At 34.8% G+C, this 19,695-nt stretch carries 19 protein-coding genes; all 19 read left to right on the plus strand.

Annotated features, from left to right (window positions below; genetic code table 11):
- The first annotated feature begins 103 nt into the window (after window positions 1–103).
- The 19 genes from ES724_RS11305 to hisIE all read left to right on the plus strand — a co-directional run bounded on the left by ES724_RS11305 (window position 104) and on the right by hisIE (window position 19,376).
- The gene (locus ES724_RS11305) at window positions 104–1,333 is read left to right on the plus strand and encodes an HD domain-containing protein (RefSeq protein ID WP_146933063.1); all 1,230 of its coding nucleotides are present in this window, start codon (window positions 104–106) and stop codon (window positions 1,331–1,333) included.
- Window positions 1,334–1,356: 23 nt separating this feature from the next.
- Window positions 1,357–2,373: a UDP-3-O-(3-hydroxymyristoyl)glucosamine N-acyltransferase gene (gene lpxD / locus ES724_RS11310; protein ID WP_146933065.1), complete on the plus strand. Its 1,017-nt coding sequence runs from the start codon at window positions 1,357–1,359 to the stop codon at window positions 2,371–2,373.
- Window position 2,374: 1 nt separating this feature from the next.
- The gene (locus ES724_RS11315; RefSeq protein ID WP_146933067.1) at window positions 2,375–3,775 is read left to right on the plus strand and encodes a bifunctional UDP-3-O-[3-hydroxymyristoyl] N-acetylglucosamine deacetylase/3-hydroxyacyl-ACP dehydratase; all 1,401 of its coding nucleotides are present in this window, start codon (window positions 2,375–2,377) and stop codon (window positions 3,773–3,775) included.
- Window positions 3,776–3,781: 6 nt separating this feature from the next.
- The gene (gene lpxA / locus ES724_RS11320) at window positions 3,782–4,567 is read left to right on the plus strand and encodes an acyl-ACP--UDP-N-acetylglucosamine O-acyltransferase (RefSeq protein WP_146933069.1); all 786 of its coding nucleotides are present in this window, start codon (window positions 3,782–3,784) and stop codon (window positions 4,565–4,567) included.
- Between the two features lie 11 nt (window positions 4,568–4,578).
- Window positions 4,579–5,145: an elongation factor P gene (efp, locus tag ES724_RS11325; protein WP_146933071.1), complete on the plus strand. Its 567-nt coding sequence runs from the start codon at window positions 4,579–4,581 to the stop codon at window positions 5,143–5,145.
- A 131-nt stretch (window positions 5,146–5,276) separates the two neighbouring features.
- The gene (locus ES724_RS11330) at window positions 5,277–6,206 is read left to right on the plus strand and encodes a UDP-3-O-(3-hydroxymyristoyl)glucosamine N-acyltransferase (protein ID WP_146933073.1); all 930 of its coding nucleotides are present in this window, start codon (window positions 5,277–5,279) and stop codon (window positions 6,204–6,206) included.
- Between the two features lie 6 nt (window positions 6,207–6,212).
- Window positions 6,213–6,626 carry a nuclear transport factor 2 family protein gene (locus ES724_RS11335; RefSeq protein ID WP_146933075.1) on the plus strand — a complete coding sequence of 138 codons (414 nt, stop codon included), beginning with the start codon at window positions 6,213–6,215 and terminating at the stop codon, window positions 6,624–6,626.
- Between the two features lie 59 nt (window positions 6,627–6,685).
- On the plus strand, window positions 6,686–7,570 hold the full coding sequence (sucD, locus tag ES724_RS11340) for a succinate--CoA ligase subunit alpha (RefSeq protein ID WP_026838710.1): 885 nt from the start codon (window positions 6,686–6,688) through the stop codon (window positions 7,568–7,570).
- A gap of 289 nt (window positions 7,571–7,859) precedes the next feature.
- Window positions 7,860–8,606 (plus strand): 3-oxoacyl-[acyl-carrier-protein] reductase, encoded by a 747-nt coding sequence (gene fabG, locus ES724_RS11345; protein WP_146933077.1) that lies wholly within the window; start codon window positions 7,860–7,862, stop codon window positions 8,604–8,606.
- Window positions 8,607–8,874: 268 nt separating this feature from the next.
- Window positions 8,875–10,920 carry a vWA domain-containing protein gene (locus tag ES724_RS11350; protein WP_146933079.1) on the plus strand — a complete coding sequence of 682 codons (2,046 nt, stop codon included), beginning with the start codon at window positions 8,875–8,877 and terminating at the stop codon, window positions 10,918–10,920.
- A 20-nt stretch (window positions 10,921–10,940) separates the two neighbouring features.
- On the plus strand, window positions 10,941–11,756 hold the full coding sequence (locus ES724_RS11355; protein WP_146933081.1) for a prohibitin family protein: 816 nt from the start codon (window positions 10,941–10,943) through the stop codon (window positions 11,754–11,756).
- A 346-nt stretch (window positions 11,757–12,102) separates the two neighbouring features.
- Entirely contained in the window at window positions 12,103–12,966 is an 864-nt protein-coding gene (gene hisG, locus ES724_RS11360; protein WP_146933083.1) for an ATP phosphoribosyltransferase, read from the plus strand.
- Window positions 12,967–12,982: 16 nt separating this feature from the next.
- Window positions 12,983–14,287, plus strand: coding sequence for a histidinol dehydrogenase (hisD, locus tag ES724_RS11365; RefSeq protein WP_146933084.1), 1,305 nt, complete (start codon window positions 12,983–12,985; stop codon window positions 14,285–14,287).
- 2 nt (window positions 14,288–14,289) lie between these two features.
- The gene (gene hisC, locus ES724_RS11370) at window positions 14,290–15,339 is read left to right on the plus strand and encodes a histidinol-phosphate transaminase (protein WP_146933086.1); all 1,050 of its coding nucleotides are present in this window, start codon (window positions 14,290–14,292) and stop codon (window positions 15,337–15,339) included.
- Window positions 15,340–15,442: 103 nt separating this feature from the next.
- Window positions 15,443–16,582: a bifunctional histidinol-phosphatase/imidazoleglycerol-phosphate dehydratase HisB gene (gene hisB / locus ES724_RS11375; RefSeq protein WP_146933088.1), complete on the plus strand. Its 1,140-nt coding sequence runs from the start codon at window positions 15,443–15,445 to the stop codon at window positions 16,580–16,582.
- Window positions 16,583–16,619: 37 nt separating this feature from the next.
- Window positions 16,620–17,201 carry an imidazole glycerol phosphate synthase subunit HisH gene (gene hisH, locus ES724_RS11380; protein ID WP_146933090.1) on the plus strand — a complete coding sequence of 194 codons (582 nt, stop codon included), beginning with the start codon at window positions 16,620–16,622 and terminating at the stop codon, window positions 17,199–17,201.
- Window positions 17,202–17,213: 12 nt separating this feature from the next.
- Window positions 17,214–17,954, plus strand: a complete 741-nt coding sequence (gene hisA, locus ES724_RS11385) for a 1-(5-phosphoribosyl)-5-[(5-phosphoribosylamino)methylideneamino]imidazole-4-carboxamide isomerase (RefSeq protein ID WP_146933092.1) — start codon at window positions 17,214–17,216, stop codon at window positions 17,952–17,954.
- A gap of 9 nt (window positions 17,955–17,963) precedes the next feature.
- Window positions 17,964–18,719 (plus strand): imidazole glycerol phosphate synthase subunit HisF, encoded by a 756-nt coding sequence (gene hisF, locus ES724_RS11390; RefSeq protein WP_146933094.1) that lies wholly within the window; start codon window positions 17,964–17,966, stop codon window positions 18,717–18,719.
- Window positions 18,720–18,746: 27 nt separating this feature from the next.
- The gene (gene hisIE / locus ES724_RS11395) at window positions 18,747–19,376 is read left to right on the plus strand and encodes a bifunctional phosphoribosyl-AMP cyclohydrolase/phosphoribosyl-ATP diphosphatase HisIE (protein WP_146933096.1); all 630 of its coding nucleotides are present in this window, start codon (window positions 18,747–18,749) and stop codon (window positions 19,374–19,376) included.
- Window positions 19,377–19,695 lie beyond the last annotated feature (319 nt).

The raw sequence follows: 19,695 nt of genomic DNA on the forward strand, positions 1-19,695 counted from the left end.
AAACACAGCTTAATAAATTTGCTGTTTTCTTGCTATTAGTTATCACGTGTCCATTTTGGACATCATATATGTATCTTTGTTATAATTCTAAAGGATTTTAAGCTTGACCAAAAGAACAAAACTCAAAATATTTAACGATCCAATTTACGGTTTTATTACTATTCCATCGGAACGTATCTTTAAGATTATTGCACATCCTTATTTTCAAAGATTACGCCGTATTTCACAAATGGGAATGTCTTATTTAGTTTACCCTGGAGCACATCACACAAGATTTCATCATGCCTTAGGTGGTTTGCATTTAATGCAACAAGCAATAGAGATACTTCGTTTTAAGGGGATTGAGATAAATGCTGAAGAAGAAGAAGGCTTACAAATAGCTATTTTGTTGCATGATATTGGGCACGGACCTTTCTCTCATGCTATGGAGCATAGCATTGTAGAAGGTGTTTCTCATGAGTGTATTTCCCTCTTATTTATGGAGGAAATGAATACCGAATTTAACCAAAGTTTAACTTTGGCAATCGATATTTTCAAAGGCAGCTATTCAAGAAAATTCATGAATCAGTTAGTATCCAGTCAATTAGATATGGATAGGTTGGATTATTTGAAGCGTGATAGCTTTTATACTGGGGTACCCGAAGGGAATATTAACAGTGAGCGAATTATTACCATGTTAAATGTGGTAGATGATCATTTAGTTGTTGAGGAAAAGGGAATTTATTCTGTAGAAAAATTCTTGGTAGCAAGAAGATTAATGTACTGGCAAGTTTATCTTCATAAGACGGGTGTTGCTGCAGAACAGCTATTAATAAGAGTATTAAAGAGAGCTAAGGAGTTAATTGAACGTGGAGAAAACTTAACTAGTAGCCCAGCTTTATCATATTTCTTACATAATAAAGTAACTTTAGACAAGTTTGATTCAGATATATTAGGAACATTTGCTAAGTTGGATGATTACGATATTATTTCAGCAATGAAAGAATGGATGGAATATGACGATTTTGTGCTGAGTAATTTATGTAAGATGTTACTTAATAGAGATCTGCTGAAAGTGAAGTTGAAAAAGAAAAAGATCAATCCAGAGAAGCTCAAGAAGTATGCGCTGCCACTTCAGAAGAAATATTCTATAACCGAAGAAGAAGCGAATTATTTTGTGTTTAGTGGTGAGATTTCCAATGTTGCTTATTCAAGTGAAAATGACAAGATTCAGATATTACATAGAAATGGAAAGATTAGTGATGTGGCTAAAGCTTCAGACCAATTAAACTTGGTTGCACTATCCACAGAAGTAACTAAATATTATATCTGTTATCCTAAGACCATACGTTAACAATTTTTTTTACTTTTGCGAGAATGAAATTTACTGCATTACAAATAGCCGAGTTATTAAATGGTACTGTTGATGGGGATCCCGAAACAGAAGTTGATAGGTTGGCAAAAATTGAAGAAGGTACAGAAGGTTCGCTTACTTTTTTAAGCAACCCTAAGTATACCTCTTACATATATTCTACTAATGCTTCTATAGCAATAGTTAGTGATGAGTTTAGCATAGATCAAGAAATCGAGACTACTTTAATTAGAGTTAAAGATCCATATAAAGCCTTTTCTACCTTGCTTGAATATTATAATCAGGTGAAATTGAATAAAACAGGAATAGAGCAACCTAATTTTATTGCAGCGTCTGCAACTTTTGGGGAGAACATATATTTAGGAGCGTTTACATATATAGGTGAGAATGTAAAAATTGGAGATGATGTAAAAATTTATCCAAACACTTATATAGGAGATAATGTTACTATAGGAGATAATACAGTCATTTTTCCAGGAGTTAAGATCTATTCAGAAACCACTATTGGGAAATTCTGTGTGATCCATGCCGGAGTTGTAGTTGGTGCAGACGGTTTTGGCTTTAGCCCTAATGATGATGGGGAGTATCATAAAGTACCTCAAATAGGAAATGTAATTGTAGAAGATAATGTAGACATTGGAGCAGGCACAACTATAGATAGAGCGACATTAGGCTCTACTATTATACGAAGTGGTGTAAAACTGGATAATCAAATTCAAATTGCTCATAACGTAGAAATAGGATATAACACTGCAATTGCTGCACAAACGGGGATTGCTGGTTCAACAAAAATCGGTAAAAATTGTTTGATCGGTGGGCAAGTTGGTTTTGCAGGTCATTTAACAATTGGAGATAGAGTTAAAATTCAGGCACAGTCTGGAATAGGAAGAAATATAGCAGATGATGAAGTAATTCAAGGATCACCAGCGTTTGGATATGGTGATTTCAATAAATCTTACGTTCACTTCAAAAATCTTCCGAAAATAGTTAATAGATTAAATAAAATAGAAAAAAAAATATAGAATGGGTGAAATCCTTTCAAAACAGCAAACCATAAAGAATGAGGTCTCTTTAAAAGGGGTCGGACTTCATACTGGTAAAGAAGTTACACTTACCTTTAAACCTGCAGCTGAAAACACCGGGTATGTTTTTAAGAGAATGGACTTGGAAAACCAACCTATCATTGAAGCAGATGTTGCTTATGTTGTAAATACACAGCGTGGTACCAATCTTGAAAAAGATGGAATAACTATCCAAACTTCAGAACATGTGCTTGCAGCTTGTGTAGGTCTAGAAATAGATAATGTTATTATGGAGCTCAATGCATCTGAACCTCCAATCATGGATGGCTCCTCTAAATTTTTTGTAGAAGCATTAGAGGAAGCAGGAATAGTAGCCCAGGAAGCGGAACGAGATGAATTTATTGTAAATGAAGTTATTTGTTATAAAGATGATGTAACTGGCAGTGAGTTGATTATAATGCCATCAGAAACTTATCAAGTGACTACGATGGTCGATTTTGGAACCAAAGTTCTGGGAACCCAAAATGCTACTCTAAATAAATTATCAGATTTTAAATCTGAAATAGCAGATGCACGTACTTTCAGTTTTTTACATGAAATTGAAACATTATTAGAGCATGGCCTTATTAAAGGTGGAGATCTAAATAATGCAATTGTTTATGTAGATAAAGAATTGAGTCCAGCTACAATGGCTAAACTGAGAACTGCCTTTAAAAAGGATAACATTTCAGTAAAACCAAACGGAATTCTGGATAACCTCACATTACATTATCCAAATGAAGCAGCTAGACATAAATTACTGGATGTTCTTGGAGATCTTGCTTTAATTGGTACTCGAATTAGAGGAAAGGTAATTGCTACAAAACCTGGGCATGAGGTAAATACTCAGTTCGCTAAGAAATTAGCTAGAATTATTAAGACAGAGCGCAGAAATAATGTACCAAAGATAGATTTCGATAAGGCACCATTGATGGATGTAAATGACATCATGAATATTTTGCCGCATCGTCCGCCATTTTTGTTAGTAGACAAAATCTATTCTCTTACACCAACATGTGTAATTGGAATGAAAAATGTTACGATGAATGAGCCTTTTTTTGTTGGTCATTTCCCAGGGAAACCAGTAATGCCAGGGGTATTACAAGTGGAAGCAATGGCACAAACGGGAGGGATCTTAGCTTTGAAATCTGTTCCGGATCCAGAAAATTATCTTACATTTTTTATGAAAATAGATAATGTGAAATTTAAACAGCAAGTGGTTCCGGGAGATACATTGATCTTTAAATTAGAATTATTGGCTCCAATAAGAAGAGGAATTTGCCAAATGCAAGGATATGCCTATGTAAATGGGAAATTAGTAACTGAAGCTATTTTGATGGCTCAAATTGTAAAAAATAAATAAGTCATTATGAATCAGCCTTTAGCTTACGTACATCCTGGAGCAAAAATCGCGAAAAATGTTGTTATAGAGCCTTTTACTACTATTCATAATAATGTGGTGATAGGGGAAGGAACTTGGATAGGTTCTAATGTAACCATTATGGAAGGTGCTAGAATTGGGAAGAATTGCAGTATTTTTCCTGGAGCAGTAATTTCCGCAGTACCTCAGGATAAGAAATTCAATGACGAGGAAACCACAACAGAGATAGGGGATAATACAACTATACGAGAATGTGTGACTATTAACCGTGGGACTAAAGATAGAATGAAGACCGTGGTTGGTAAGAACTGTTGGATAATGGCTTATTGCCATATCGCCCATGATTGTATTGTTGGTGACAACTGCATCTTTTCAAACAATAGTACATTGGCAGGTCACATTAATGTTGGAGACTATGTGATATTAGCAGGAATGGCTGCAATACAACAATATTGTAGCATTGGGAACCATGCCTTTGTAACTGGAGGATCTATGGTAAGAAAAGATGTGCCGCCTTTTGTAAAGGCCGGACGCGAACCTCTTTCTTATGTAGGGATAAACTCTATAGGGCTTAGACGCCGTGGTTTTAATGTTGAAAAAATAAGAGAGATACAAGATATTTACAGGATATTGTATCAGAAAAATTATAATAATTCTCAAGCAGTTGCTATAATTGAAGCAGAGATGCAAGCAACAGCAGAACGTGACGAGATCTTGGAATTTATCAAGAATTCTCAACGTGGGATTATGAAAGGATATTTTAGTTCAAATTAAATTATAAAATAATGGCAAGTACAAGTGATATTAGAAATGGGTTATGTATCCGTTATAATCATGACATCTATAAGGTAATAGAGTTTTTACACGTTAAACCAGGGAAAGGACCTGCTTTTGTTAGAACTAAATTAAAAAGTGTAACCTCCGGAAAGGTTTTGGATAATACTTTTTCTGCAGGACATAAAATTGAAGACGTCCGAGTAGAAACTCATAAGTTCCAGTTCTTATATCACGATGGGGAATTTTTTCACTTCATGAACGTTGAAGATTATACGCAAATACGGCTATTGGAAAATGCTTTAGACATGCCAAAACTTCTTAAAGAAGGTGAAGTTGTTACTGTATTAATAAATACTGAAGATAACATGCCTCTTACTGTAGATATGCCTGCAAGTGTTGTTCTTGAAGTTACCCATACAGAACCTGGAGTAAAAGGAAATACTGCAACAAATGCAACGAAGCCTGCAACTGTAGAAACCGGTGCAGAGGTAAATGTGCCACTTTTTATCAATGAAGGAGATAAGATAAAAATTGAAACAGATAAAGGAACCTACAAGGAGCGAGTAAAAGAATAATTTTATTATATTATCATTATAACTTATTAAAGTTAGGAGCATTTATAATTAATGTTCCTAACTTTTGTTTTTTAATGAATATCGCTTAAGTTTGGTCTAATTTAAAATAACGCAATTGTTTCAATTATAATATGAAATTTCCTCAGAAGCATACGCTTCAGCAAATCGCTACAATCATCTCTTCTACTTATGTTGGTAAGCCTGATTTTCCCGTTTTGGGAATGAATGAGATCCATGTAGTTACAGAAGGTGATATCGTTTTTGTAGATCACCCAAAATATTACGATAAAGCTTTGAATTCTGCTGCAACTATTATTTTAATAAATAAAGAAGTGGAATGCCCTCCAGGTAAAGCACTTCTTATTTCAGACGATCCCTTCAGAGATTTCAATAAGTTAACCCAATATTTCAAACCTTTTGAAAAAGCCGATTCTAAGATTGCAGACTCTGCACTAATTGGAGAAAACACAATTATTCAACCAAATGTTTTTATTGGTAATAATGTGAAAATTGGAGATAATTGTGTGATCCATTCTAATGTTTGTATCTACGATAATGCCATTATAGGAAATAATGTAATTATACACGCAGGTACGGTTTTGGGAGCTGATGCTTTCTATTTTAAGAATAGACCTAGCGGATATGATAAATTGCTTTCCAGTGGGAGAGTGGTAATAGATCATGATGTAGAAATTGGAGCATTGTGCACTATAGATAAAGGAGTTTCTGGTGATACTTTCATTGGAGCTGGAACTAAATTGGATAACCAGGTTCAAATTGGGCATGACACCATAGTTGGTAAGAAATGCTTGATTGCTTCGCAAACAGGAATTGCAGGTTGTGTAATTATTGAAGATGAAGTAAGTATTTGGGGACAAGTAGGAATAAGAAGCGATGTTACAATTAAAAAAGGCACGGTTTTGATGGCTCAATGTGGGGTTTCCAAAACTACTGAGGAAAACACAAGTTATTGGGGATCTCCGGCGCAAGAATTTAGAACAAAATTAAGACAGATGGCAGCAGTAAAAAAGCTACCCGGAATTATAGATAAATTAAAATAGCAATATATGGCTTCAAGCGAAAAACACCTTGTAGAATCATTTTATAATTCAGAATTTTATAAGGATCCTTCTCAAGTATCCAAGCATTTTCATCCTGATGCAGAGTTGTTTTGGAACAGCAGTGCGGGTTTCAATAAAATGAGTGTAAATGATTTAGAAGAAATTTGTACAGAAATGGGCAAGTCTTTTGAATATATAAGGCCAGAAATAAGTCATTTATTGCAAGATGATAAAATGGTTACCATTAGGATCACCTTTTTTACAAAAACAATTGAGAATCCAGATGAAGAAATTCCTATGACCCACATGGTGGCTATCTGGGAAATAAAAGATGGTAAAATGTTTAAAGGATATCAAATGAGCCAACCGGCAGATGATTCTCCAGATAACCTTGCTTCCTTTATGGCAATAAATTTATAAAAAGATTTTAAGGTTTCTATTTAAAAACCTACTTTTGCAAAGCAAAAATTATAACAATTATGAGCGTTTTAGTCAATAAAGATTCAAAGATATTAGTTCAAGGTTTCACAGGGAGCGAAGGTACATTTCATGCTGAACAAATGATAGAATATGGGACCAATGTTGTTGGAGGGGTAACTCCAGGAAAAGGGGGGCAATCTCATTTAAATAAGCCGGTTTTCAATACTGTTTCTCAAGCAGTAGAAGAGACTGGAGCAAATGTTTCCATAATTTTTGTACCACCTGCATTCGCTGCAGATGCTATAATGGAAGCTGCAGATGCTGGAATTGCAGTAATTATTACAATTACTGAAGGTATCCCGGTTGCAGATATGATCAAAGTAAGCAATTATATTAAAAATAAGCCTTGCAGACTTGTTGGACCTAACTGTCCTGGTGTAATCACTCCGGGAGAAGCAAAAGTTGGAATTATGCCAGGTTTTGTTTTCAAAAAAGGAAAAATTGGTATCGTTTCTAAATCTGGAACGCTTACTTATGAAGCTGCAGATCAGGTTGTAAAACAAGGTTTGGGAATCTCTACAGCAATTGGAATTGGTGGAGATCCAATTATAGGAACAACAACTAAAGATGCGGTAGAATTGTTGATGAATGATGATGAGACGGAATGTATCGTTATGATTGGAGAAATTGGTGGTCAATTGGAGGCTGATGCTGCTCAATGGATCAAGGCTAATGGAAACAGAAAACCAGTTATTGGGTTTATCGCAGGAGAAACTGCACCAGCAGGTCGTACAATGGGACATGCAGGAGCAATAGTTGGTGGTAGTGAAGATACTGCACAAGCTAAAAAAGAGATACTTCGTGAAAACGGAATTCATGTTGTAGATTCACCAGCTGGAATTGGTAAAAAAGTAGCAGAAGTTCTTAACGCTGTGAATGCATAGTTAGGCACATATCAATATATTTAAAGAAAACCTCTTAATTCCTCAGTAAATGAGTAATTTCAAGAGGTTTTTTTATTTTATTGCTTTTTGGTTTTGTTATATTTGAATTAATTAACAAGGTGAGTTTTGTTAATGCTTGTAATCAATGATCTTTGAGCCTTATTTTTTTGAGAGATTTAGTGCGCGACCTCTCAACAAACTCAAGTGATGTAGGATTTAAACTATTTTGAAAATCGGGGGATGCCTCCGGAAATTATAAAACCCTTAAGGAGGGATTAAAAAATTATATATGAAGTTATTAGAAGGTAAAAATGCCATTATCACAGGTGGTAGTAGAGGTATTGGGAAAGGTATTGCTGAAGTATTTGCGAAGCACGGAGCAAATATAGCTTTTACTTATGCTTCGTCTGTTAACGCAGCTAACGAGTTGGAAAAGGAGTTAACTAGTCTGGGCGTAAAAGCTAAAGGTTATAAATCTAACGCAGCAAATTATGAAGAAGCTCAAGAACTTATTAAAAATGTTGCCGAAGAATTTGGTGCGATAGATATCGTGATCAACAATGCAGGAATAACCAAAGATAATCTTCTTATGAGAATGACGGAAGAAGATTTTGATGCCGTGATAGATGTGAATTTAAAATCGGTGTTTAATATGACCAAAGCGGTGCAGCGGACCATGTTAAAGCAACGTTCAGGTAGTATAATAAATATGAGCTCTGTGGTTGGTGTTAAAGGAAATGCGGGACAATCTAATTATGCTGCTTCTAAGGCTGGTATAATTGGTTTCTCTAAATCTATGGCCTTAGAACTAGGCTCTAGAAATATTAGAACAAATGTGATAGCACCAGGATTTATAGAAACTGAAATGACTGAAAAGCTGGATGAGAAAACAGTTGAAGGTTGGAGAGAGTCTATTCCATTAAAAAGAGGTGGAACCCCAGAAGATATCGCAAATGCATGTGTTTTTCTTGCAAGCGATTTAAGTAGCTATGTGACAGGACAAGTGATTCATGTAAATGGTGGGATGCTTACTTAGAAGATCTGCGGGATTGAAATAATCTCTCACTATGTTTGGGGAATTGATTTTTTAACGGTGAATTAGATTACTTAATTTGTATATCCGTAAAGTATCATAAAATGATAAAAAACGTCATTCTGTCCAGACGATTCGGGAATTTTAGAATCTCATTACACTAAGAATCAATACAATAACTGAGACCCTGAAATAAATTCAGGGTGACGAAATAACTAGATGACAAAAAACGGGTATAAAATAACTTATTTACTGAACTCAATTTTTATAAATGCCAATAGCAACAATTTTATATTTAACCCTAGCTGCAATTCTTGCGCTAGGGTTTGTTTTTTTTTCCTATTTCTTCAAAAATAAAAATCTGAGTAGACAAACCTATTTTCTTGGAGCAATACGCTTTATAAGTATTTTCACATTATTGGTGTTACTTATAAATCCTAAAATTAAACAGACAGAATTTGAAACGGTAAAACCTAAATTGGTTCTTGCAATAGATGGATCTGAATCTATTGAGAATTTAGAAAAAAAAGACAGTCTTCAATCTTTGGTCAAGAGATTAAAAAAGAATGAAGCATTGAATGCACAGTTTGAAATTTCAGCATATAACTTTGGAGGTGATCTTGAGATTGCAACTAATGATAGCTTGAAGATCGATAGAAACAAGACAGATATTTATAATGCAATCGCTCAAATCAATAAGTTATACAAAGATAAGCCGACTGCGCTGGTTTTGTTTTCAGATGGAAATTCAACTTATGGACAGGATTATGAGTTCTTTAAGCTAAATGAGAATATCAATTTAAATTCTGTTGTAACAGGGGATACCGCAACTACTTTCGATCTTTCTATTAATGCTCTTAATATTAATAAATACGCATTTTTAAACAATCAATTTCCTGTAGAGATTTTTCTTAATTATTCTGGGAACGATGCTATAAAGACTAATTTTCAGTTAAAGGCAGGAAACAGTATTCTCTTTAGTAAAACCATAGATTTCGATAAAGAAAGTTCTTCAGAAATTATAAATACCACCTTAACCGCTAAACAACTTGGAACAATAATTTATGAAGCGAGCATTACTTCCTCTCAAAATGAAAAGAATGAGGTTAATAATAAAAGAAAGTTTGCGGTAGAAGTAATAGATGAAAGAACTAATATTCTTTTGCTCTCTGATATTACCCATCCTGATCTTGGAGCACTTAAGAAATCTATTGAAAACAATAAGCAAAGGGAGGTAATGTTGAAGGATATAGATAATTTTAATATTCTGGAATTAAATGATTATCAATTAGTTATAATCTATCAGCCAAATAATAAGTTTAATTCAGTTTATAAAGAATTAGATAAGCGAAAAATTAATCGGTTTATCATTACAGGCACCAAAACAGATTGGGGTTTCCTGAATAAAGCCCAACAATATGTCACCAAAAACACTTCAAATCAAACTCAAGACCTGTTTCCTATTTATAATAAGAACTTCCTTCAATACCAATTTGAAGATATTGGATTTGAGGATTTTCCTCCTATAGAAGACTCCTTTGGAACTTTAAATATAATTGCTGAAAATTCTAATACTCTCCTGTATCAAAAGATAGAGGGGATTGCCACTCTGCAACCACTATTGAGCATATTTGAAACAAACACTTTAAAAACAGGTGTACTGTTTGGCGAGAATTCTTGGAAATGGAGATTAGATAATTATAGAACAAGAGGAAGCTTTGAACTTATAGATGACTTTTGGGGCAAGTTTGTTCAGTATTTATCCTCAACTAAAAAGCGGGATCGGTTAACTTATGAATCGGAGCCTGTTTACTTAGAGAATTACGAAATAAAAATAACTGCACAGTTCTTTGATGAGAATTATGTTTTTTCACCAGATGCAAATCTTAATATTTTCCTTATAAAATTAGGTTCTAATGAGACATTTGAAGCTCAGATGCTGCCTAGCTCCAATTTTTATAAAGTAGATTTAGATGCGCTTAGTACTGGAGAATACGAATTCACAATTAAGGAAGAGGTGTCGGGAATACAGAAACAAGGGAGTTTTGAGGTTTTGGAATATAATGTAGAGCAGCAATTCTCGTCCGCAAATTTTGATAAAATGGAATTTCTGGCTAAGAATAATTCCGGACAAACCTTTTTACTAGGGGAGGAGCTAAAAATTATTCAAGACTTAACACAGGACAAAGGCTTTGTTTCAGTACAAAAGAGCCGTGAAAAAAACGTACCTTTGATAAAATGGAAATTTTTATTGATCCTATTAGTGTTAAGTCTTAGCACCGAGTGGTTTACAAGAAAATATTTCGGTTTAATTTAATAATCACAAAAAATAAGTTTATGGATAAATTACCTAAAATTGGCTTACCAATATTAATTTTAGTCGTTATTTTAATTATTATCATCGCAAAATCTACAATTACCATCGATTCTGGTGAAGCTGGAGTTTTGTATAAAACCTTTGATGATGGAGTTGTTACCACTGAGCCACCATTGGGTGAAGGATTTCATTTAGTAGCACCTTGGAACAAGGTAATTGTTTATGAAGTAAGGCAACAAGCTTTGGAAGAAAAGATGCAAGTTCTTTCCTCTAATGGGTTGGAAATAAAGCTAGACGTATCGGTTTGGTATGAGCCTTTATATGCAGAGCTAGGATCTTTACACCAAGAAAAAGGGGAAATGTATGTTGCAAGGGTATTACAACCTGCAGTTAGATCTGCTGCCAGAGCAGTAGTGGGAAGATATATTCCAGAACAATTATATGCTAGTAAAAGAGAAGCAATTCAGAGAGAGATCTTGGAAGAAACCAGAATTCTACTAAAAAATCAATATGTTCAGGTAAATGAAGTTTTGGTAAGAGATGTTTCTCTTCCGCAAAACATTAAGGAAGCAATTGAGCGTAAATTGAGACAAGAGCAAGAATCTCTAGAATATGAATTTAGATTGACCAAGGCTACACAAGAGGCGCAACGTCAAAAAATTGATGCTGAGGGTAAAGCTAAAGCCAATGAAATCCTTAGTGCTTCGTTGAACGATAAGATCTTAAGAGAAAAAGGTATTCAGGCAACTGTAGAGTTGGCTAAATCGTCTAATGCGAAGGTAGTAGTAATTGGATCTGGTGAAGGTGGAATGCCTTTGATCCTTGGAAATAACTAAAAATCGATTGATCAAGTCATAAAATTTTCGAAACGTATTTTTGTTTCTAAAAAAATGTACTAGATTTGCATTAATTATGAGAACAATTCAACTACATCATCATCATTTTCACTACTGCGCTTTGGCGAGGTGATTTTGATATGTAGTAAATTCAACATATATAAAAAACCCGTTTGAGCAATCGAACGGGTTTTTTATTTCCTGTTTGGTTTTCAAAATCAAGAACCAAGGGGCAAGCCCACGAGGTATGACTTGGAAAATACTTTTAAAAATTCGAGGCATCCCGTATCATCGGGACGGGGAATTAAACCCTCAATGAGGGATTAAAATTTAAGAAATTAAAAAGATGAGTAAAGAAAAACTAAGAATTGCAATTCAGAAAGCAGGAAGATTAAATGAGGATTCCCTTAAAATACTTAAGGATGCCGGGATCTCTATAGATAACGGAAAAGAACAACTAAAAGCGACCTCTTCCAATTTTCCATTAGAGGTATTATATCTGCGGAATGGAGATATTCCACAATACCTTAGAGACGGGGTAGTAGATATCGCATTTTTAGGAGAAAACGTTTTGGAAGAAAAAGGGGACGATATTGTTCATTCGCTAAAACTGGGATTCTCAAAATGTAGAGTTTCAATAGCTGTTCCAAAATCAGCTAAATATAATGGAATAGAAGATCTTGACGGTAAGAGAATTGCTACTTCCTATCCAAATACCTTGAATTCATTTCTGAAGAAAAAAGGCATCACTGCCGATCTTCATATAATTAATGGTTCGGTGGAAATTGCCCCTAATATTGGTTTGGCAGATGCTATTTGTGATATTGTGTCTAGCGGAAATACTTTATTTAAGAACAATTTGAAGGAAGTGGAAGTGATGATGAAGAGTGAAGCTATTCTAGCGGTTGCTCCAAATATTTCTGAAGATAGAAGAGAGATCTTAAACAAACTGGAATTCAGGTTAAAATCTGTACTAAATGCTAGAACTTCAAAATATATCCTTTTGAATGCCCCAGATGATAAATTAGAGGAAATCATTGATTTATTGCCAGGTATGCGAAGTCCTACAGTACTTCCATTGGCAGAAAAAGGCTGGAGTTCTATTCATACCGTAATTCAGGAAAATAGATTCTGGGAGATCATACATGAGCTAAAAGAGCTGGGAGCAGAAGGGATTCTAGTTGCACCAATAGAAAAAATGGTTTTATAATTCAATTCTGGAGATTATGAATAAAATATTTAAGCCAAAGCAAGAAGATTGGGAAGCTTTACTGAAAAGGCCAACCCAAACCCTAGAAGATATAGAGTTAACAGTAAACGAAATTTTTTCTGAAGTAAGAGCAAAAGGAGATGTTGCTGTTGCAAAGTATACCGATCTTTTTGATGGTATAAAATTAGATGATTTTAAAGTTTCTACTGAAGAAATTGAGAATGCTAATAATTCTGTGTCTGAAGAATTGAAGAATGCAATACAACTAGCAAAATCTAATATTGAAAAATTCCACGAAGCCCAAAAAACACCGAAAGTAGAAGTAACTACTTCTAATGGAGTAGACTGCTGGCAGGAGAAACGTCCTATTCAAAAGGTGGGGCTTTATATTCCTGGAGGAAGCGCACCATTGTTTTCAACTATTCTAATGCTCGCAACCCCTGCTAACATTGCTGGTTGCAAGGAGATTGTATTATGTACCCCACCAAATAATAATGGAGAGATCAATCCGGTTATTCTCTATACTGCTGCACTTTGCGGAATAAGTAAAATTTTTAAGATCGGTGGGATTCAAGCTATTGCAGCTCTTACCTTTGGGACAGCGACTGTACCCAAAGTTTATAAGATATTTGGTCCTGGGAATCAATTTGTGACAGTAGCAAAGCAATTAGCTACAAAGTTCCATGTTGCGATAGATATGCCAGCTGGGCCTTCTGAATTACTAGTGGTTGCCGATGATACTGCCGATGCAGCTTTTGTTGCATCAGATCTTCTTAGCCAGGCAGAACATGGTTCAGATAGTCAGGTGATCCTTATCTCGACTTCGGAAAAAATGATTGAAGCCGTGGAGCGAGAAGTGGAACTTCAGCTAGAGGAATTACCAAGAAAAGAAATGGCTCAAAGATCTATTGCTAATTCTAAACTCATCTATTTAGAGAATAAAGAATTAGCGATGGAAATAATTAATGAATATGGTCCCGAGCATTTTATTGTTTGTACCTCAGATGACGATTTCTATGTAGAGAATGTTACCAATGCTGGATCCGTATTTATTGGTAATTATACTCCAGAAAGCGCAGGAGATTATGCCTCTGGAACTAACCATACGTTGCCTACCAATGGTTTCGCAAAACAATACAGCGGTGTAAATCTGGATAGCTTTATGAAGAGTATGACTTTCCAGAAGATATCGGAAGAAGGCATCAAGAATATTGGTCCGGCAATAGAGATCATGGCAGAGGCAGAGGGGCTTCAAGCTCATAAAAATGCAGTAAGTTTACGGCTGAAGAAATTGAATGAAAACAAGCTGAAATCTGTTTAACGATGGAGAAAATTATAGATATTAATAAGTTAGTGAGACCTAACGTATTGGCTTTAAAAGCCTATTCTTCAGCTAGAGATGAATATACCTCTGTAGGATCAAAAATGATCTTTTTGGATGCGAATGAAAACCCCAACGAAACCGGAGTTAACAGATATCCAGACCCACAGCAGAGGAAATTGAAATCGAAATTATCAGAGATCAAGAAGATACCTACCAATAAAATTCTATTAGGAAATGGGAGCGATGAAGTACTAGATCTTATTTACAGGGCATTCTGTGAACCAGCATTAGATAACGTAATTACATTGCCTCCAACTTACGGCATGTACAATGTTTTAGCTGGAATCAATAATGTAGAAAGTAGAGAAGTATTATTAACTGAAGATTTTGAGCCAAATATTGAAGGTATCTTCAAGAAAGTAGATGATAATACAAAATTGATCTTTTTATGCTCTCCAAATAATCCGACAGGAAATTCTTTCAGTAGAGATAAAATCACTGAAATATTAGAGAAATTTGAAGGCCTTGTGGTTTTAGATGAAGCCTACATTGATTTTTCTGAACAAGTTAGTTGGATTGAAGAATTGGATAAATATCCTAATTTGATCATTACCCAAACACTTTCAAAAGCCTACGGAATGGCAGGAATTAGGTTGGGAATCTGTTATGCTTCAGAAGAAATTATTGCAATCTTAAATAAGATCAAGCCGCCTTATAACGTAAATGAATTAACTCAGAATAGAGCTCAATACCGGCTTCAAAATATTTCAGAAGTAAATAGGGAAATAACTGATATATTGAATGAAAGAGAGTTGTTATCTAAAGCTTTACTTGAAGTTGGATTTATTGAAAAGATCTATAGATCTGATGCTAATTTCGTTTTAGTAAAGGTAGATGATGCGTTAAAAAGATATGATCAACTTTTAGATAAAGGTGTGGTAATTAGGAACCGAACTAATCAACCACTTTGTGAAAATACGTTGCGTTTAACGGTAGGCACTAAAGAAGAAAATTTGAAATTAATTAAGGTTTTAAAAAGTTTAGATTGAAGCGCAAAATTATTTTGTTAACCAGCATAGTAGAAAGGGTTTAAGACATCTCGACTCCGCTCGATGTGACATTTTAATTTATTTAATTATAAGAAGAAAAAAAATGAAAAAAATACTTTTTATAGATCGTGACGGCACATTGATTCATGAGCCAGAAGATTATCAGATAGACAATTTAGAGAAATTAGAGTTCTATCCTCAGGCATTATTTTATTTAACTAAAATAGCAAAGGAGCTGGATTATGAATTCGTAATGGTTACTAATCAAGATGGATTAGGAACCGATGCTTATCCGGAAACTGCTTTTTGGCCGATACAGAATTTCGTTTTAAAAACGTTTTCGAATGAAGGCGTGGTGTTCAATGAGGTTCTCATGGATAGAACCTTTGCGAAGGATAATTCTCCAACAAGAAAACCCAATACTGGTTTATTGGAAGAAAATTATCTAAATAATGAAGACTATGATCTTGCCGGATCTTATATGATTGGAGACCGAATGACAGATATGGAATTTGCCTTAAATTTTGGAGGGAAAGGGATTTTTATTGATACACATGAGGAGCTTGCAAAAGATGAGTTGAAAAATGGTCAGGAAGAAATTGATAATTCGATATCCATTAGAACGTCCAGTTGGGAAAAGATCTATGAATTTTTAAAGCTGAAAGAACGCTCTTCAGAAATCAACCGAAAAACCAATGAGACAGATATTTTTATCCGTCTTAATTTAGATGGAACCGGAAAATCTGATATTTCTACTGGATTAGATTTCTTCGATCACATGCTAGACCAAATATCACGTCATGGCCAAATGGATCTGGAGATAAAAGTGAAAGGTGATCTGGAAGTAGATGAGCACCATACCATAGAAGATACAGCCATTGCGCTTGGAGAAGCTTACCGTTTAGCACTGGGAAACAAACTCGGAATAGAACGTTATGGATTTTGCTTACCTATGGACGATTGCCTTGCACAGGCGGCTATAGACTTTGGAGGTAGGAACTGGTTAGTTTGGGATGCCGAATTCAAACGAGAAATGATAGGGAAAATGCCAACAGAGATGTTTCTCCATTTCTTCAAATCATTTACAGACGGAGCAAAAGCAAACCTGAATATCAAGGCAGAAGGCAACAACGAGCATCATAAGATAGAAGCAATTTTTAAAGCATTTGCTAAAGCTATCAAGATGGCAGTAAAAAGAGATACGGAAAAGATGATCCTTCCTTCAACAAAGGGGATGCTATAATATTTAATGGGTGAGAATCCTAGATTAAGTACCAAGAATGAAAATAGTAATTATAGATTACGGAGCAGGAAATATACAAAGCATCAAATTTGCTATTAAGCGGTTGGGTTTTGAAGCTGTTTTGAGTAGTAATGAAGCTGAAATTAAAGCTGCAGATAAAGTGATCTTTCCAGGAGTTGGCGAGGCGAGTAGTGCAATGAGAATGCTTAGGCAATCTAAATTAGATCTACTTATTCCCACTTTAAAACAACCAGTGTTAGGAATCTGTTTGGGAATGCAATTGATGTGCGACAAAAGTGAAGAAGGTGATACTAATGGATTAGGCATTTTTGAGGCTCCTGTAATAAAATTCAATAATTCAGTTAAAGTGCCACAAATTGGATGGAATCAAATTTCTGATTTGAGCTCACCTTTATTCAAGAATATTAAGGAGTTGGAATATGTGTATTTGGTGCATAGCTATTATGTAGCCGAATGTGAACAAACAATAGCAACTTCAGAGTATGGGGTCAAATATAGTACAGCGCTGAAAAAAGATAATTTTTATGGAGTTCAGTTTCATCCTGAAAAAAGCAGTAATGCAGGAGAGCAAATTTTAAAGAATTTTTTAGAACTATAATTTAAAAGTATAATGAGAATTATTCCCGCAATAGATATTATAGACGGTAAATGCGTTAGACTCTCTAAAGGAGATTATAATACCAAAAAAATATATAATGAGAATCCACTTGAGGTTGCAAAGGAGTTTGAAGCCCATGGTATTAAATCTCTTCATCTTGTAGATTTGGATGGTGCAAAGTCTAGCCACATTGTGAATTATAAAGTTTTAGAGCAAATCGCTAAAAACACCAATCTTAAAATTGATTTTGGAGGTGGTCTGAAATCCAATAAAGATCTGGAAATCGCTTTTGAGTGCGGAGCACAGCAAATTACGGGAGGAAGTATCGCTGTGAAGAATAGAGATTTATTTCTTTCCTGGATCGAAAAATATGGAAGTGAAAAAATAATTTTAGGAGCAGATGCCAAAAATGAAAAAGTGGCAATTAGTGGCTGGTTAGAAGAATCTAAAGAGGAATTAGTCCCTTTTATAGATAATTATTTAAAAGATGGTTTGCAGTATGTGATTTGTACAGATATTTCTAAAGATGGAATGCTGGAAGGCCCTTCTTTTGATCTATATGAGAAGATACTTGCGGAAACCTCTGGAAATGACAAGGCTATTAAATTGATCGCTTCCGGTGGTATTTCAACCTTTGATGAACTTCCAAGGCTTGCAGAAATGGGCTGTGAAGGAACCATTATAGGAAAAGCTATCTATGAGAACAAGATTAGTATGAAGCAACTAGAGGGCTTTATTTTGAATTACAAATAACTCAATACTATGTTAACTAAAAGAATAATTCCTTGTTTAGACATCAAAAATGGAAGAACTGTAAAAGGGATAAATTTCGTAGATCTTAGAGATGCCGGAGATCCAGTTGAATTGGCAGCAATTTATGCAGCATCTGGAGCAGATGAGTTGGTTTTCCTAGATATCTCTGCTACAGAAGAGCGAAGAAAAACCTTAGCTAATTTGGTTTTAAAAGTAGCTGAAAAAATCAATATTCCTTTTACGGTTGGAGGTGGAATTTCCTCTGTAGAAGATGTTGATATTCTACTTCAAAACGGCGCAGATAAAGTATCCATTAATTCTTCCGCGGTTAAAGATCCAGATCTTATAAATAGATTAGCCGCTAAATTTGGCAGTCAGTGTATAACTGTTGCTATAGATGCCAAACTGATAGATGGAGAATGGATTGTGCATTTGGTAGGAGGGAAGGTTCCCACAGAGTTGAATTTATTCGAATGGGCTAAAGAAGTTGAAAAAAGAGGAGCTGGTGAAATTTTGTTTACCTCTATGAATAATGATGGTACCAAGAATGGTTTTGCAAACGAAGCCTTGGCAAGATTATCTACAGAATTAAATATTCCGATAATTGCTTCTGGTGGAGCTGGAAATATGCAACATTTTTGTGATGTATTTATAGAAGGAAAGGCAGATGCCGCTTTGGCAGCGAGTGTTTTTCATTTTAAAGAGATCGAAATAAAGGATCTAAAAGAAGAATTAAAAAATAAAGGAATTCCAGTAAGAATTTAATCATTCTTCAGAAGAAAATATAAAACTATGGAAATAGATTTCAATAAAAATAACGATGGTTTAGTACCGGTAATCATTCAGGATAATTACACAAAAAACGTGTTGATGTTGGGGTATATGAATGAGGAAGCTTTTTTGAAAACCAATGAAATCAACAAAGTCACTTTTTATAGCAGAAGTAAGAATAGACTTTGGACTAAGGGAGAAGAAAGTGGAAATTTCTTAGAAGTAGTGAATATCAAGAATGACTGTGATAATGATACTCTGCTGATTTCTGTAATTCCACATGGTCCTACCTGTCATAAAGGAACAGATACTTGTTGGGGAGAAAATAATGATCAAAACTTTGGATTTCTTTCTGAGCTCGAAGGAATTATTGAAGACCGTAAGAAGAAAAGCGAGATAGCACCGGAGTTGAGAGCTAAAGAGGATGCTAGTTACGTGGTTTCCTTATTTGATGATGGCATGAATAAGATTGCACAAAAAGTGGGAGAGGAAGCTATAGAAACGGTTATTGAAGCAAAAGATGATAATGATGATCTTTTTTTGAATGAAAGTGCCGACTTGCTTTTCCACTATATGATTTTACTAAAAGCCAAAGGTTTTGGTTTAAGCAATATTGTTGATGTGTTGGAAAAGCGACATGCTAAGAAGTGATTTTTTTAGGTTATATTTTCAAAAAATGTCATTCTGAAAGTAGCGGAGCGAACTGAAGAATCTCAATGAAGTTCTAAATTTTCATTGAGATTCCTCCTTTGTCGGAATGACAATCAACTGTCATTCTGAAGGAGTGCAACGACCTGAAGAATCTCAATGAAGTTCTAAATTTTCATTGAGATTCCTCTCCCGATAGATTCTGTGTTAACTAACAAAAGGTTTTCTCTTTTATTTTATTATTTTTGTTACTCAAGACGGCTATAAGCTAGTCTGTAAAAGGATACTTTCTGCATTTGCATCTAGTGTCCTTTTTTGTTGA

This window comes from Gillisia hiemivivida (genome assembly GCF_007997295.1).
In the GTDB taxonomy this organism is placed as follows: Bacteria; Bacteroidota; Bacteroidia; order Flavobacteriales; family Flavobacteriaceae; genus Gillisia; species Gillisia hiemivivida.